The sequence below is a fragment of the Paenibacillus sp. JT31N11 genome (assembly GCF_056269285.1).
In genome coordinates this window covers 575,270-590,520 of the sequence record NZ_JBWDNQ010000001.1, presented here as the reverse complement: position 1 = coordinate 590,520, position 15,251 = coordinate 575,270, and the positions used below count along the sequence as shown (strand labels likewise).

The 15,251-nt window shown below is 49.4% G+C and carries 13 protein-coding genes; all 13 read right to left on the bottom strand.

Features of this window, described 5'->3' with window-relative positions; translation table 11 throughout:
• Positions 1–129: 129 nt before the first annotated feature.
• The 13 genes from AC0YNV_RS02720 to AC0YNV_RS02660 all read right to left on the bottom strand — a co-directional run bounded on the left by AC0YNV_RS02720 (position 130) and on the right by AC0YNV_RS02660 (position 14,999).
• A complete protein-coding gene (locus tag AC0YNV_RS02720) occupies positions 130–312 on the bottom strand; it encodes a hypothetical protein (protein ID WP_475765614.1) in 183 nt (60 codons plus the stop codon).
• Positions 313–653: 341 nt separating this feature from the next.
• Entirely contained in the window at positions 654–2,435 is a 1,782-nt protein-coding gene (locus tag AC0YNV_RS02715; protein ID WP_475765612.1) for an extracellular solute-binding protein, read from the bottom strand.
• Between the two features lie 59 nt (positions 2,436–2,494).
• Positions 2,495–3,394, bottom strand: coding sequence for a carbohydrate ABC transporter permease (locus tag AC0YNV_RS02710; RefSeq protein WP_210039479.1), 900 nt, complete (start codon positions 3,392–3,394; stop codon positions 2,495–2,497).
• 12 nt (positions 3,395–3,406) lie between these two features.
• Positions 3,407–4,381, bottom strand: coding sequence for an ABC transporter permease (locus AC0YNV_RS02705; protein ID WP_475765610.1), 975 nt, complete (start codon positions 4,379–4,381; stop codon positions 3,407–3,409).
• Positions 4,382–4,406: 25 nt separating this feature from the next.
• The gene (locus tag AC0YNV_RS02700) at positions 4,407–4,802 is read right to left on the bottom strand and encodes a Rieske (2Fe-2S) protein (RefSeq protein WP_475765608.1); all 396 of its coding nucleotides are present in this window, start codon (positions 4,800–4,802) and stop codon (positions 4,407–4,409) included.
• Between the two features lie 18 nt (positions 4,803–4,820).
• A complete protein-coding gene (locus AC0YNV_RS02695; RefSeq protein ID WP_379113078.1) occupies positions 4,821–5,876 on the bottom strand; it encodes an amidohydrolase family protein in 1,056 nt (351 codons plus the stop codon).
• Positions 5,877–6,375: 499 nt separating this feature from the next.
• A complete protein-coding gene (locus tag AC0YNV_RS02690; protein WP_475765606.1) occupies positions 6,376–8,616 on the bottom strand; it encodes a helix-turn-helix transcriptional regulator in 2,241 nt (746 codons plus the stop codon).
• 419 nt (positions 8,617–9,035) lie between these two features.
• Positions 9,036–9,827, bottom strand: coding sequence for an endonuclease/exonuclease/phosphatase family protein (locus tag AC0YNV_RS02685; RefSeq protein ID WP_475765604.1), 792 nt, complete (start codon positions 9,825–9,827; stop codon positions 9,036–9,038).
• Between the two features lie 133 nt (positions 9,828–9,960).
• Positions 9,961–10,698 carry a tyrosine-protein phosphatase gene (locus AC0YNV_RS02680; protein WP_475765602.1) on the bottom strand — a complete coding sequence of 246 codons (738 nt, stop codon included), beginning with the start codon at positions 10,696–10,698 and terminating at the stop codon, positions 9,961–9,963.
• A gap of 37 nt (positions 10,699–10,735) precedes the next feature.
• Positions 10,736–11,614: an MBL fold metallo-hydrolase gene (locus AC0YNV_RS02675; RefSeq protein WP_475765600.1), complete on the bottom strand. Its 879-nt coding sequence runs from the start codon at positions 11,612–11,614 to the stop codon at positions 10,736–10,738.
• 77 nt (positions 11,615–11,691) lie between these two features.
• On the bottom strand, positions 11,692–13,242 hold the full coding sequence (locus AC0YNV_RS02670) for an extracellular solute-binding protein (RefSeq protein ID WP_475765599.1): 1,551 nt from the start codon (positions 13,240–13,242) through the stop codon (positions 11,692–11,694).
• A gap of 49 nt (positions 13,243–13,291) precedes the next feature.
• On the bottom strand, positions 13,292–14,167 hold the full coding sequence (locus AC0YNV_RS02665) for a carbohydrate ABC transporter permease (protein WP_475765597.1): 876 nt from the start codon (positions 14,165–14,167) through the stop codon (positions 13,292–13,294).
• Position 14,168: 1 nt separating this feature from the next.
• The gene (locus AC0YNV_RS02660) at positions 14,169–14,999 is read right to left on the bottom strand and encodes an ABC transporter permease (protein WP_210039489.1); all 831 of its coding nucleotides are present in this window, start codon (positions 14,997–14,999) and stop codon (positions 14,169–14,171) included.
• Positions 15,000–15,251 lie beyond the last annotated feature (252 nt).

Below are 15,251 nucleotides of genomic sequence, written 5' to 3'. Positions count from 1 at the left end.
AGATTCACTTTCTCTGGTTACGCGGTGCCCCGAGATACGCCCGCTTGAAAAAAACGTACAGCTGCCAAGGTAGACCGGCAGCTGTACGTTTTGTACTGAACTAACGTTTTCCTTAATCTTATTTTGGATTTAACCGATCACCCCTCCCTCCAGATTACCGGAGAATCGGAGATTGGCCGAAGTGCCGATTGGGCCGTCTATGACCGCATATACGTCCTTCATCTCTACCATGCCGTCCGCCGCAGGGACTTCTCCGCGCATGATCTGTACGACGAGCTCATCCGGCGTCGAATTGAAATCGCCCATCAGCATATATGGAATATTTTTCCATTAAACGGATTTCGCGGATTCGCCTCCAGATCAGCTCGATCCCTTTTACTCTCGCCGTCCGGCCTTTGTGATCCAGGTGCTGTATTGAACAAGAGGAATTCGGTACCATCCGCCTTATGACGGACATGTGCCCAGGTACAGATGCGGGAGCTCCCGCTTACCTTGCGTCATGCCGGACATTTGCGAAATCGCCATAATACGCCTCGCAATGATGATCCAGACTACGATCTCCTATTCTTTCCAATTCCCTATCCGCCAAGTTTGGCGGCTTGATTGTTGTTTGCTTGCCCTTTATGCGCTCATTCACTCTCTTTCGTGACGAATTATTTGACGCTCTGTAACCAATCGTTTGCTTCTTTGGTTAGTTGATCTCCTCCATCCTTATACCAACGATTCACGGCATCGTTGAATGTGCCGTCAATATCGATATCGCCGGCTATAGCCTTCACCACATACTCCTTAATCCGGGTATCGGTAATCTCCGAATATTTGGCCGCAGATGGCAGCACAATTCCTAACTTATTTTCATAGGAAGGAAAAGTATTGATAACATCCATGGTTAGCTTATAGCGCTGGTCTGCACGCGGTCCGCCAATGACGCTGAAAAATTCCGGATTCGTATTCTGTACAGGATTCAAGATCCAATCTCCTAATTTCTTGTAACCGGGATCATACAAAGCATGCTTGACCCAATCCGGATTCAGCAGCCTTCGTCCCTTCTCGTCGCTTTTCCACTCCAATCCGTCAATCCCGTAACTAAGGTATAGATAGGCTTCTTCATCGCTTGTAATATAATCGACGATTCTTAGTAATTTGGCCAGCTTCTCAGGATCCTTCTCCATTTGTTTTCCAAACACCATTGGACTGCCCTGAAAACCGGAACGATAAAAACCTTTGGCTCCGTTTGGTCCTGTTAATGAAGGCAAGTTGATATAAATCGGCTGGGGCACTTGATCATTAAAGTCGGTGAACAGCTTAGTCGCGTACATAGTGTCCGGATTGTTCTTATTATCCTCAAAGAACTTTTGCCACTCCGGACTATTTTTGACCCATCTGTAGTTAATATGGCCGTCATTATCCCATTGGCTGTCCTCAAAGCCAAGGTTATCGATATATCCGATCTTGCCTTCAGAGAATTTGGTCGCCAGGTCTTCAACTTCTGTGCTTCTTGCGTTATCGGTAATAAATTCCGGCGAAATCAGTTCCATCTCATACCAGCTATGAAGCCTCTTCAAGGCTTCTTTGGTTTCATTAGTTGTGAAACCAAACTGCAGCTTGCCGTCACGCTCAACCCAGAGGAACGGATTGGTTCCGTAGGCGCCGAAGATGGATTGAAACCAGATTTCGCCGTCTTCAGTGCTTGCATTCGAAAGCGCATAGGTGTCCTTCTTGCCGTTCTTATCGGGATCATCGTTTCTGAATCGTTTGAAGGCTTCTTCAAGCTCATCCAACGTTTGCGGGACCTTATTGATTCCTACGTTCGTTAACCAGTCTGCCCGAATGTTTGCAGTGAGCGGTACTCCGCCTTTGGCTGCGTAGAAGGGCAGAGCCATGTTTTTACCATCGATCTGGACGCTTTGAAATAAATCAGCCTTCTCGATTTGAGGATAATAGTTCGGCATATTCTTCTCAATCATATCCATGGGAACTTCCGCCAGGAGACCTTGGTTGGCGTACTCGCTTACATTCAACAATGGGATATAGGATAAGAAGTCGGGAATCGTGCCGGTGGCAAACATCGTATTTAACTGCTCATTCCGATTCGTACTGTCAAGCGGGACAAATTTGAGCTTGACGTTAAACTTCTTTTCAAAATATTGCTGGCCAAACGATCCCTCCTTCTCCGGAGATGTCGGAAATTGAACGGTATACTCGTACGTAGGCGTGTTCTTAAAGTATTCAGGCGTCTCCACCTTGGCAAGAGCATCTGCGATCATTTTATTGTCGGCCGATAAAGAAAAGGGGTCCGTGCTATCCGTGGCTGTATCTGCTTTTGTGGCGTTATTCCCCTCCTGATTTTGCTGATTGCCCGTACAGCCCGCAAGCATTGCGGCAACCAGGCACACTATCAAGGCTGCCGTCATGGGTCTGTTTTTCCATGTCATCCTTTAACCTCCCAATAGTCGTTTACGATTCAAATTGCTCTTTTAAATCGTCGTGTGAATCAGCCTTTAACCGCTCCCATAACCACTCCTTTGACAAAGTATTTTTGGATAAACGGATAGACGCACACAATGGGAATCATCGTGATCAGGATCCCTGCCGCCTTGATGCTCTCTGCGGTGGGAACACTATCCATATTGGCGAATCCGATTGTGCTGGCCATCAACATCTGGCTTTGTTCAATCACGAGCTTTCTAATCAGAACCTGAATCACTTGTTTATCCAGTGACTGAACATAGATCAGTGAATCAAACCATGAATTCCAATGCGCAACGGCCACCCATAGGCTGATTGTCGCGATCGCCGGCCCCGACAGGGGGACAATAATATAAAAGAAGGTTTTCCAATCGCTTGCCCCGTCCATCTTGGCCGATTCATCCAGACTCTCGGGAATCGTCATAAAAAAGTTCCGCAGAATCAGAATGAAGAAGGAGTTGAATAAAAATGGAGGAGCCAGAATATAAACCAGCGGATTATCCAATAACCCCAAACTTTTAATCAAGATAAAGGTAGGGATCAAGCCGCCTGTAAAAAACATGGTAAAAATGAAATAAAAGGTGAACGTTTTTTTTAATGGTATTTTTTTTGAAAGCGCATAGGCTGTCAACGCCATTAAAAATACGCCTGCAATCGTGCCGATTACGGTTCGGCAAATCGTATAGAAATAACCGGTATAAATAAAGGTTGTCTTGAAAAATGCCGTGTACGCCTCCGGAGTAAATCCCTGCGGCCACAATAATACAGTGGCACTGGTCCCGCCTGCGGCCAACCCTTCACGGGTACTTAACGACAAGCAAATCAAGTATACGACCGGATAAATGATTGAAACGCATAATAAGATAAGCGCTGTGTAGTTGAAATAATCAAACACGGTGAAGCGCTTTCTTCTTTCGACGGGCATTTCCGTCACCTCCTACCATAATCCGGTTTGGCCGAATCTGTTCGCGACCCGATTCACCAGGAGAACCAGCGCTAAGCCGATCGCATTCTTGAATAAACCCACAGCCGTGGAAAAGCTGTAATTCATCTGTGTAAGGCCCACACGGTATACATACGTGTCAATAATGTCGCCGACCTCATATACTCTCGGATTATACAGATTGAAAATCTGGTCAAAGCCGGCATTCATCAGGTTGCCAATATTAAATATCATCATAATAATAATGACATTCATAATCGAAGGCAGCGTAATACGCCAGATTTTCGTGAACCTGCCCGCTCCGTCTATGGTTGCCGATTCATAAATTTGCGGATCCACGCCAGTAATAGCTGCCAGATAAATAATGGAGCCCCATCCGACGCTTTGCCAAATATCCGAGACGATCAGTACGGGTATGAACCAATTAGGATCGGCCAAAAAGTAGATCGCCTTGCCGCCCAGCGCCTTAATGATATTGTTCACAAGTCCGCTGACGGGAGATAACAGCTCGATCATGATGCTTCCGATAATCACCCATGATAGAAAGTGAGGCAGATAACTGATCGTTTGGACGATTTTCTTAAACTTGTCATGAAATATCTCATTTAATACAAGAGCCAGAACGATGCCGGACGTGTAAACAAATAGGAGCTTCAAACCGCTAATAATCAGCGTATTTCTCAATACTCTTATAAATTCGTATGTGTGGAACATCTGATTGAAATTCTCAAAACCGATCCATGGGCTTCCCAATATACCATCCATAATTTGAAAGTCCTTGAATGCGATCGTCAGGCCATACATAGGAATGTAATAAAAAATGAAATACCAGACAAACGCCGGCAATAAAAACAAGAGCAGAAGCTTCGATTTCCGGCATTCTTTAATGAATACAGCAACCCTTGAATTTGCGGCATTCTTATGTCTTAATTTCCCGTTTTCGCGAGTGATCGCCCAAGGTTTTGACACCTGAATTCCTCCTTAAGCTTGACGGCTACGCATATAGAACGACCAAACCTTCTTCTACGGCTACCGGGTAGGTTTCGAGACTCTCCTCTAATGGCTCGACCGCCACATCATAACTCTTTACCAGACACTTGTGGGGGTTGAAGAGCGATTTGCCCGTTGTTACATCAAATTCCCACCCATGCCAGGGGCAAGCGAGTATTTCTCCCTCCCGCCCATAACGGTAGGTGCCAGGTAAAGATGGCAAAGTCGTCCCGGTAAGTCTGCCCTTGCATAAAGGCGCTCCTTGATGCGGGCAGCTGTTGCGCAGGGCATAATAGCTGCCGTTTGCATTGAACACGCCAACAGACCTCCCCCCAACCTGGACGATCTTCCGCTGACCGGGCTCCATTTCAGTTGTTTTACATACCACCAAACGTTCCATAAACAAGTGCTCCTTTACTCATAAGTTATAGAATGCCTTCGCGTTCTCGAAGAAGATACGCCGCTGCAGCTCATCCGGCAGTTTCGGAAAAGCACGTCTGGGCGAATCAAAGTCCCAGTGAGGATAGTCACTGGCAAACATCAGGATATGCTCTGCATCCATAGCTTCGAGCAGCGTCAGCAAATACTTATCATTATCAGGACGCTCGATCGGCTGGCTGGTCAACCGGACATGATCCCGTAAAAATTCGCTTGGACGTTTTTCGAGCCATGGCACCTCGTAACGCAGTCCTTTATATTCCGCATCCAGTCTCCACATCAATGGAGGCAGCCAGGAAACTCCGCCTTCCACGAGTACAATCTTGAAGTTGGGAAATTTAACAAACACTCCCTCGGTCAAGAAGCTGACCAAATGCGCCTGGAACGCAAGAGACAAACAGGTATGGAATTCAATATACCGGCTGGGATGACCCGGAGTCGGCTGATGATTGATGCCCATTCCGTCGGTACCGGGATGGATAGCGAGCGGGAACCCGTATTTCTCGCAAGCTTCGTAAATCGGATAATATTGTCGTTGACCGAACGGAGCGCGGGCGCCGGAATCAGTCATGACCTGCACGAAATGCGGATGTCCCGCCCAACGCTCAATCTCTTTGGCAGCTCCGATGGGGTCCTGAGTGGCAATATATAAGGAGCCTTTAAATTTACCGTCATGATTGTATTTGTCCAGCCACGTGTCGGCAAGCCAGTCGTTGTAGGCTGCTGCTACCGCCGAAGCCATATCGGGATCAGGCAGGTTGTTCAGCATAGCGCGAGGCAGCAAAATAGCGAAATCGACATCGTATTCATCTATAAGCTGCTCCCGCAAAAAATCGGGGTCGGAGCCCGCTCCCCCGCCTCCCGGCGGCGCCGCATCCTTCCGGTTTCCTTGAATATTGCCGTACGCGCGACTCAGAGGACGATACCAGTCCTGCCATGGCTGCGGCAAATACTTGTTCAATTCTTCTCTTGATTTGGGGTACACATGTACATCACAATCAATAATACCTTTCTTCACTGCAGTCTCTTTTGTCACTTGAATTTCCTCCTTAAATGACTTCATCTGCTTCATCGTTAACGTCTGAGCTCAGTGTCCCTTCCTGAATTTGTGAATTTTGTGTGAATGCATCTACAATGTAAACATACGAACATGCGAATGCAATAAACATGTTTCCGGCCATGCACCCTTATGCGGCCCGGCAGTACCATGTGCTGATCCACAATTATGCTGAATGCACAGTATTTTATAACCACCGCTCCCTGCTTGACCCGCCGGCAGCATCGTTCCTCATGAATAATCCTCAAAAGTGTCCAGCCACGCGATACACAATTCATGCGTAATACACCATTACAGAGTCCATATGCCCGTTGGTGCATGATAAGCCGCAGCAGCGAACCCACCGGAGGCAAACCGCGCGTCAACGAAAAAGAAGCCCAATTCGTCCTTAATTTCCAGACGAAATTGAGCTTTGACCGGTATAATGTGAAGGCAGCGTCCATCATCATATGTCAATAGACAAAGGATACGGCTCGCCTTATTTGCGGAAATCACCAGGAGTCATGCCAACCACTTTCTTAAATACCCGAATAAAGGAAAACGGATGCACATAACCAACCTTTACAGCGATATCCTGCACGGGCTCCATCGTACTTTGCAGAAGCTCCTTAGCGCGAGTCAAACGAATTCGAACCAGGTAGTCAACGAATTTTTCCCCATACTCTTTCTTAAACAATTCGCTTAAAGCGCGGGAATTGATATTAAATTCATCGCTCAAATAAGCAAGGGAAAGATCGGGATTCGCATAACACTCTTCAATATATTTTTTAACTTCGTGAATCAGTTGGTAGTTGGCCCTGCTTTCCCTCAGAGAACGCAGCTCCATCTCGAATGCTTTCATGATTTGATGGGTACGGGTTTGAAGCTCATCGAGCATCTCAACTTTCTGCAGCATTAAGGTTAAATCAGACAACGCGGTTTTTGTCCAAATGCTCTTAACCTCCAATGAAACCGCATTCATTTCTTTGTCCAAATAAAAAATGAAGTAATTCATTAAGCTTGTTATATCCTTACTCGAAAGTAAGGCCATCTTCATTTCTTCAAAAAAACGCAAGAATAAAGCGTCCCATTCCTCACCCATACGATAAACCTTGACGATCTGATGGACAAGCTGTAAATGAGTGAATATGTCCTGTTTGGGTTTGAGAATAATATCCGAACTGTTAATAACCCGTTGATTCCCCAATATCGCTTTGTAATTGAGATTATCCGATGCCTTTTCAAGCAGCCCGGGCAAATCAGCAAGATTGTCAGTGTAGCCTGACATGCCAATCGTAACCGTAAAATCCAAATTATCATTGACCCAGGCAATCGCTGTGCCGCACATTTGCGGGATGGAGCTGCTCAATTGCTCTTCAAATTGTTCATGCTTATTGTTCAAGAAATATAAAATGCCCAACCTTGAATGGGTAATCCACTCGCACCATATAGAGATGAAATGATTCTGAGCCATTTCATTAACCATGCTCTGAATGACAAATTTAAGCAAATATTGGTCCCGATCCGAATACTGGACTGAAAATTCTGGATATTTATCAATCTCTAATATGCCGAAGGATACCTCATCAAAGTTTTCTTCCTGCCCAAGCCGTCTCATGTTCGTTTTCCATTCTTCAAGCGTAAAAGCGCGATGCCCGCTCATCAGCTCCATAAAGAGATGCCGGCGTATGTGAATAAGATCTTCGGCGTATTGGTTTTGAAAAATATTGGATTGTTCCAGAAGATTATCGATGGCCATAGAGATAAATCTCATTTCGTCCGGTTTGCCTTTTCCAAAAATATCATAGTTCTTATTGAGGAAGAACTCATTGATCCGATTCATAATCGATTCGATAGGCTTGTAGTTTTTTCGGGTCACATAAACAATCCAGAGTACGCCGACCAGCAACGTTAAAAAGCAGGTAGCGACCCAAAAATAAGCAAAGCCCGAAAAGAAACTAAAGCTTTCCGCGTTTTTAATTCCACTGCTTATTATCCAATTGGTAAAATCGGATTTTACTTTTACGATTTCTTTGCCTTTGGCGGTATCTTCCTTGCCTTGTTCAACCGCCGTGCTGAAAATCAGACTTCCTGCTCTATCGTACAGATTGACAAAATTGATATTGTGGCTGGACATATTCATAACCAGGCTTCGAATCGTACTCACGCTTATGTTCACGACAACGATCCCCTGATCTCCGGTCAGAAAGGGAACTTTTCTTACCAGTGACACGACTTCGCTGGATTTTCTTGCTTTCTGGTCGTAGTACATTCGTTTCTCCGACCAGGAAGCGGTCAGATTCTGATTTAACTGCAATAAGATGAAATCCTTGTCAGCGAACTGATTAAAATCCGAATACATATTTTCACTCAATACCATATGGTCGGCTTGACGAAAAACATAAACGGAGTCAATATCCGGAAAATCCAATGAAAGACTTCTTAATTTTTGAACAATTTCATAATTTTCATATGTTCCATATTTGTGATCTTTGAAATATTGGATGAAGGTGGTATCAACCAATATGTCTTTAGTCACCATTCTTTCAATCGGCTGCAAAAAATTCTCCAAGACCTGGCTAACCTGTTCGCTGAATACATAAGTGGATTTAACTGTCGTTTTTTTAATATTTTCACTAATTGCCAGAAAGCTGATCAAGAACAATACACAAGACAGCAAGAAAAACGCAGGAAGGTACGAAAATAGCATTTTGTAAAACCAAGATCTGGTATTTTTCATGTTCATCTCCTCCCCATAACTAAATTTATCACAGCAACTACGATTTCCAATATGTCCCACTCTCATGGTATTCTTCAGCTTGCCTACCGTCAAGTTCATTTTACCGCCGAAAATAAAGTTCTACGGCGGCCTAAAAACGTTCGTTTCCCTTATTAATCGTACCGGGGGATGAGGCGGCTAACATCAAGCTGACTCCAGCGGCCATACCCTGGAAAGGCTCAGCTCTCCCGCATTTGACCATGATCCCCCTTTATTGAGCGGGCAGCATTCTATTATGCACGACTACAAGGTTTGAGAAAAAAAAAGCCCCTTGGTATGATTTATGGTCCCAGGCGCTGACTAGCTGCCGGACCAAAAACAAACCAAGGAGACTGCAAAATGCGATCTGCTTAAAAAGAATAATTAACAATAAATACCATTTACGTAATTTGCAGACGCGCCGTTACCGGATAATGATCCGAAGGAAACATGCCGTCGATCCGGCGGCGGTCAATCTCGGCGGAGAACACCTCCACCTCGGGAGTAACGAAAATATAATCGATCACGCCTCCCTCCAGATTACCGGAGAATTGATGATTGGCCGAAGTGCCGATCGGGCCGTCTATGGCCGCATATACGTCCTTCATCTCTACCATGCCGTCCGCCGCAGGGACTTCTCCGCGCATGATCTGCACGACGAGCTCATCCGGCGTCGAATTGAAATCGCCCATCAGCATCGCTGGAAGCTGCTTCCGGGCGCGGACTTCGCGAATTCGGCTCCAGATCAGCTCGATCCCTTTCACTCTCGCCGTCCGGCCTTTGTGATCCAGGTGCGTATTGAACACGAGGAATTCGGTACCATCTGCCTTATGACGGATATGTGCCCACGTACAGATGCGAGGCAGTGAGCTGTCCCAGCCTTTGCTGGATTCCACTTCGGGATTCTCCGACAGCCAGAAGGTATGGTCCTCGATGAGCTCAAGCTCGTCCTTCTTATAGAAGATCGCGCAATGCTCGTCCTCATTGCCCCCGCGGCGTCCCGCTCCGACCCAGCCGTATTCATCAAGCCGCATCTCCTCGAGCATATGAGCGCGGGCCTCCTGCGTCCCGAGGATGGCAGGAGCATGCTCGCGAATCATTCGGGCTGCCTTGTCGCAGCGGTTGACCCAGGCATGGTCGCCGTCGCTCGCCGTACTTGTCCGCAGGTTGAATGTCATCACTGTCATTTCCATCTGATATCACTTCTCCTTTTTTATACAAACCCAGCGAAAGATCAGTTACCTGCGGTCCACAGGGTGTTCGACTCGCTGTTCCAACTCCCCTGCCGACTTTTCCGCAACTTCTTCACCGGCCTTCTGCAAGTCTTCAGCCTTCAACCAGCCGCTGCTTCAGCGCCTGAATCTGTTCGGGCTTAAGACCGATCGACAGCAAGTAGCCCTCGGCATCCCCGTAGGCCGACTTTATATGGTTCAGCAGCACGATCATATTGTCCGGCGGAGAACCGAGATGAATTTCGTACTGTTCCGGGCTCACCGTCATTGGACGGCCTTTGCGCAGTTCCTCCATCAAGGGAGCGAGACATACGGCCGTGAGGGCGTAGTCCTCCGCAATGATCTCGTGCGGCACGCCTGCCAGATCAAGCAGCAAAGCCGCGACTATGCCGGTGCGGTCCTTGCCCGCCTTGCAGTGAAACAAAGTCGCCCCGCTCCCGGTGGAGCTGGCCAGGAGCGAGAATACGCGAAGCATCGGTTCCCCGGAGCCTTCAATAATATCGATATAGAGCTCTCCCAGGCCGCGCAGATAGTCGCCCTGATCGGCATGAATCAGACTGATGTTATAATAGGCCGCATCTCCCGAATCGGCGAATACGTCCCGCTGCTCGGCCAGCTCGCTGCTGTACCTTAGGTCAATGACCGTAGAGACCCCTCTGTTCACGAGGTTTTCCCGGCTTTTCTCGCTAAGCCCGTGCAGGCCGTCCGCTCTGTACAGCAAGCCCCAGCGGGTCATCCTGCCTTCCTTCGTCTTGTATCCGCCGAGATCCCTCACATTATAGGCGCCTTCTAATTGAAGAATGCGCTGTTGACCTGCCAATTGCATATCCATGAATGACAACCGCCTTTATTGAGATTCATATTGCACATCAAGCGCCCTCTTCGTCGATGGACAGCCCGTCATACGCAACGACGACACGGTGAACAGTGCGGTCGAATTCCTCCTGCATCTCGTCGTGCAGCAATTGATGGGCCGTATTAATATGCGTCGCCCATACAGGCGTCCGCTCGTTCACTAGTCCGATCTCCTTCATGCGCTCAAGCATCAGCACATAATTGGGAATGTCCAGATGGGAGTCCGCATATTTCGGATATCCTTCGCGATTGCCGAACGTGCACTCCATAATGAGCAAATCCACCGATTTTCCCTCAAGAAACCGCCACGTCTCCTCGGTGTACCAGCCGGTATCCGATGCATACAGCAGCTTCCTGCCGTCCGGCAGAGCAATGAGATAATTGATGGCCATTTCGTTCCGGCCCATGGCGTAATGATTGCCGGGCACGGTCGTTACCCTCAGCCTGCCGGCCTCATAGCTTTCGAAATAACGAAGCGGGTGAATGATAAACCGGCCGCCCCAGTCCGACCTGCCGGGAGCCGTGTCCAGACCGTACACGTCGAGCAATTTCCGGCTCCACTCGGCCGCGGGCTCGCTCAAGTAGATATGCAGCGGCTTATAGTTATGCTCGATCCGGTTCAGCTTGGACATGATCTCCCCGACGTCAAAATGATCCTTATGGGTATGCGTGACGAGCAGATGCTCCAAATCGAACACATCAAGTCCGAGCTTGGTCATCTGATAGAAAATATCCGGGCTAAAATCGATCTGATGCTGCGCATCGATGCGAAACGAGGAACGGCTGCGGATATTGGGGCCGCCCGCCTCTCTGATTCTGCTGCACAACTGGCAGCGGCAGAAGTATGACGGCGCGCCTTCGGCCGCGCCCGTCCCCAGAAATGTCATGTTCATTCGCTTGGTCCTCCACGAAGCGGCGTCCGCCGCAAGCCGCCTGCATCCTCAAGCGGCAGGCGGCGCGGCGGGCGCCTTTATTTGGCGAAGCGTTCGTTATAAGCCGCATTCATTTCCGTGATGATCTGCTGGTACTTGGCATCCGTCTTCAATTCGTTCACATGCTTGTCCCATGCCTCGATCGGCTGCTTGCCCATGATGACCTGGATTTTCAAGTCCTGAATCTTCTTCATAAACTCCGGTCCCACTTGATTAAACGTTTCGCTCTGCAAACCGACGGCAGGGCTGCCTATGCTGTACTGCTCGCGGTCATCGATAAGCTTCTGCATATCCGCATACTGCTTGCAGGTGACGAACGATCCCGCCGCAGGCACACGGCCGTACTTGTCGTATCCGTTGAAAATTTGTCCGATGTCGCCGAAGTTGTCGGTCTTCTTCTGCGGCAAATCCTCGTATCCGCACTCGGCTTCCTTGATGTGAACGCCAAGCAGCCCCTTCTTCAGCATCAGCCCGTCCGGTGAAGAGCCGTAGTCCAGCATGGCCAGTATCTTCTTCAGCTTCTCCTCGGAAACGGTCTTCTTCGGAATGACCAGTCCGCCGGTCATCCCCGTGCCCCGAATCGACATTTTCGCTTCGTTCGGGCTGATCATATACAGCGGCGACATCAATTGCGCATCAGGCGCCACCTTGACCAGATCGACCCCGATGTTGTTGATATTGTTGAGCGTGTTGTTGAAGCTGCCCGCCTTGTTCGACTTCAATTGATCCTCGTGCTGCGACGTCTTCATAATGGCAAAATCCTTCGGAATCAATCCTTCGGCGAACGCCTTGCTCAGATACACCAGCATGTCGCGGGTGCCCTGCAGCAGATCGGTATCGACGAGCTTGTCCCCGTCCAGCTTCCATTTGCCGTTGGAATTGTTGAACAGGTTCTGGAAGATGACAAAGTTGCCCATCGAATCCGAGTCCACGCTTCCCGTAAACCCGTACGTATCCTTCTGTCCGTCGCCGTCCGGGTCCTTCTCTGTGAAAGCCTTCATCACGTTATAAAAATCGTCCAGCGTCTGCGGCACCGGCAGCCCGAGCTTGTCCAGCCAATCCTGACGGATGATCGGGAAGCTGTCGCCGTCCAGCGCGCGCACCCGCGGGATCATGTAGTTCTTGCCCTTGACCTTCGTATTGTTCCATACGTCCGGCGGGTAAGCCGACAGATTCGGGTAGTCCTTGATGTAAGGCGTAAGATCCCAGAAGGCGCCCTGCTCCATCATGGTAAGCACGTTCGGCGTGAAGGGGTCCGTCAGCACCATCAGATCCGGAATGTCTCCGGATGCCAGCGTGACGTTGGCCTTCTCCTCGTAATTGTTGCTGGAGATGAGGGTTACGTCCATTTTCATGTTCGTACGCTTCTCGTATTCCTTCTTGATCACGTTATCGTCGGTAAACGGCTCAGGCTGATAGTACGGCGACATGACGGATATTTCGGTGATCTCTTGCGAAGCATCCGAAGCAGCAGCACCTGAAGCGGTGGTGCTGGAAGCTGCGTCATTCGCAGCTTCCTTGCCGCAGCCCGCCGCAGCAAGCACAAGCGCCAGAAGCGGAAGCAGCCATTTCTTTCCCATCAATTTCATGAATATCCTCCTTAGTATTGAATCTCATTTATAATAAAAGGCTTGCGGGCTATTCCTTTACCGAGCCCAGCATGACGCCTTTGGTAAAATGCTTCTGCAGGAACGGATAGACGAACAGGATCGGCACGGTCGCAACAATGACGGCGGCCATCTTCAGCATTTCCGGGGGCATCCGCTTCTGCAGGCTCAGCTCGGACGCGTCGCCTCCCATGGCCGTAGACGAGTCGATCAGCATGTTCTGGAGGAGCACCTGCAGCGGGTATTTGCCGGCGTCGTTGATATACAGCACCGCGTTAAAAAACGTGTTCCAGTAGCCCACCGCATAAAACAGGCCCACTGCGGCGATCGACGGAAGCGAGAGCGGCAGTATAATTCTCGCCCATACGCCGATGTCCGAGCTGCCGTCGATTTTCGCCGCCTCTTCGAGACTGGCCGGCACGCTGTCGAAGAACCCTTTCATCAGGAAAATATACCAACCGCTGGTGAGCGAAGGAATGATGAGCGACCACAGGCTGTTCACCAATCCAAGATCGCGGACCAGCAAATATTGCGGAATGATGCCCGGATTGAGCAGCGTGGTCAGCAGTACGAGCAGCAGCAGCGCCTTTCTGCCCGGCATCCGCTTGCGGGACAGCGCATAGGCAAACGATGAGGTCACCACCAGGCTGCACGCCGTCCCCGCAGTCGCGAGAAACGCGCTGACTCCAGCCGCTCTGACAAAAGCGCCGGTCGAAAGCAGATACCGGTAGGAATCGAGCGTCCACCTCTCCGGAAACAGGATAAGGCCGCCGCGGTAATATTGCTCCGGAGTGACGAAGGAAATGACGAACACGTAATAGATCGGGAATATCGTAACCACCGCAAGGACGGCAAGCACGATCAGATTGCCCGCGTTGAACGCCCTGCTTCCCCATAACTCTCTCATCTTAGTACACCCCCTCTTCCCCGAAACGCTTGGACAAGCTGTTGGCGACGATCACCAAGATGAATCCGATCACGGATTTGAACATGCCGACGGCCGATGTGAAGCTGAACTGGCTCTGCTGGATGCCCAGCCGGTATACATACGTATCGAATACATCCGCCACGTCGGCGACGGCTCCGTTCGCCATCAGGTACACCTGCTCGAAGCCGACGTCCATGATATGGCCTATCCGCAGGATGAACAGGATGACGATGACATTGCGGATAGCCGGCAGCGTAATATGCCACGCCTGCCGCAGCCGGCCTGCGCCGTCGATCTTCGCCGCCTCGTACAGTCCCGGATCGATCCCCGCGATCGCCGCAAGGAAGATAATCGTGCCCCATCCCGCTTCCTTCCATATCGATTGCGCCGTAAGCACGACCCAGAACAGCTTGGGATTGGTCAGAAAGTCGACCGGCTGCATGCCTGAAGCCATGATCAGCCTGTTGATCACGCCCTCCGAACCGAGCAGCAGGAAGCACAGCCCGGCAATAATCACCCATGACAGAAAATGCGGAAGGTACACAATTGACTGCACGATACGTTTGAACACGTTGTTCCGCACTTCATTCAACAGCAGCGACAGGACGATTGGCAGCGGGAAGAAGAAGATCAGACTGAGCAGGTTGATTCCCATCGTGTTCCGAAACAGAACGATAAAATCCGAGTCCGCGAAAAACCGCCGGAAATGCTCCAGTCCCACCCACTCGCTGTGCAGAATTCCCAAATAAGGCGAGTAATCCATAAAGGCGATAATCAAGCCCCACAGCGGCACGTATTTAAACAGAATCATAAATGCCAGCCCCGGAAGAGCGAGTACAATCAGCTGCCGTTCGCGAACGATCCGGCTGAGGACAATTTTCCGGCTCGTCCGACTTTGCTGAGCCTGCCCGGCTGCGTTAGATATTGAATTTGAATCGTTGATCGCACCTCTCCTCCTTTCATCGGGTTTATTGTAAGCAGAGGCGCTGTTTCCGGCAATGAGACATATTTTCCCCGCCGTTCACGCCCGGGAAGCCCTCTGTTATGCGGGTTTTGACCCCCT

Excerpts from the sequence above, each read along its gene's own strand:
- AC0YNV_RS02720 (WP_475765614.1), bottom strand. The coding sequence starts at position 312 with ATGCTGATGGGCGATTTCAATTCGACGCCGGATGAGCTCGTCGTACAG.
- AC0YNV_RS02715 (WP_475765612.1), bottom strand. The coding sequence starts at position 2,435 with ATGACATGGAAAAACAGACCCATGACGGCAGCCTTGATAGTGTGCCTG.
- AC0YNV_RS02710 (WP_210039479.1), bottom strand. The coding sequence starts at position 3,394 with ATGCCCGTCGAAAGAAGAAAGCGCTTCACCGTGTTTGATTATTTCAAC.
- AC0YNV_RS02700 (WP_475765608.1), bottom strand. The coding sequence starts at position 4,802 with ATGGAACGTTTGGTGGTATGTAAAACAACTGAAATGGAGCCCGGTCAG.
- AC0YNV_RS02690 (WP_475765606.1), bottom strand. The coding sequence starts at position 8,616 with ATGAAAAATACCAGATCTTGGTTTTACAAAATGCTATTTTCGTACCTT.
- AC0YNV_RS02685 (WP_475765604.1), bottom strand. The coding sequence starts at position 9,827 with ATGGAAATGACAGTGATGACATTCAACCTGCGGACAAGTACGGCGAGC.
- AC0YNV_RS02680 (WP_475765602.1), bottom strand. The coding sequence starts at position 10,698 with ATGGATATGCAATTGGCAGGTCAACAGCGCATTCTTCAATTAGAAGGC.
- AC0YNV_RS02675 (WP_475765600.1), bottom strand. The coding sequence starts at position 11,614 with ATGAACATGACATTTCTGGGGACGGGCGCGGCCGAAGGCGCGCCGTCA.
- AC0YNV_RS02670 (WP_475765599.1), bottom strand. The coding sequence starts at position 13,242 with ATGAAATTGATGGGAAAGAAATGGCTGCTTCCGCTTCTGGCGCTTGTG.
- AC0YNV_RS02665 (WP_475765597.1), bottom strand. The coding sequence starts at position 14,167 with ATGAGAGAGTTATGGGGAAGCAGGGCGTTCAACGCGGGCAATCTGATC.
- AC0YNV_RS02660 (WP_210039489.1), bottom strand. The coding sequence starts at position 14,999 with ATGATTCTGTTTAAATACGTGCCGCTGTGGGGCTTGATTATCGCCTTT.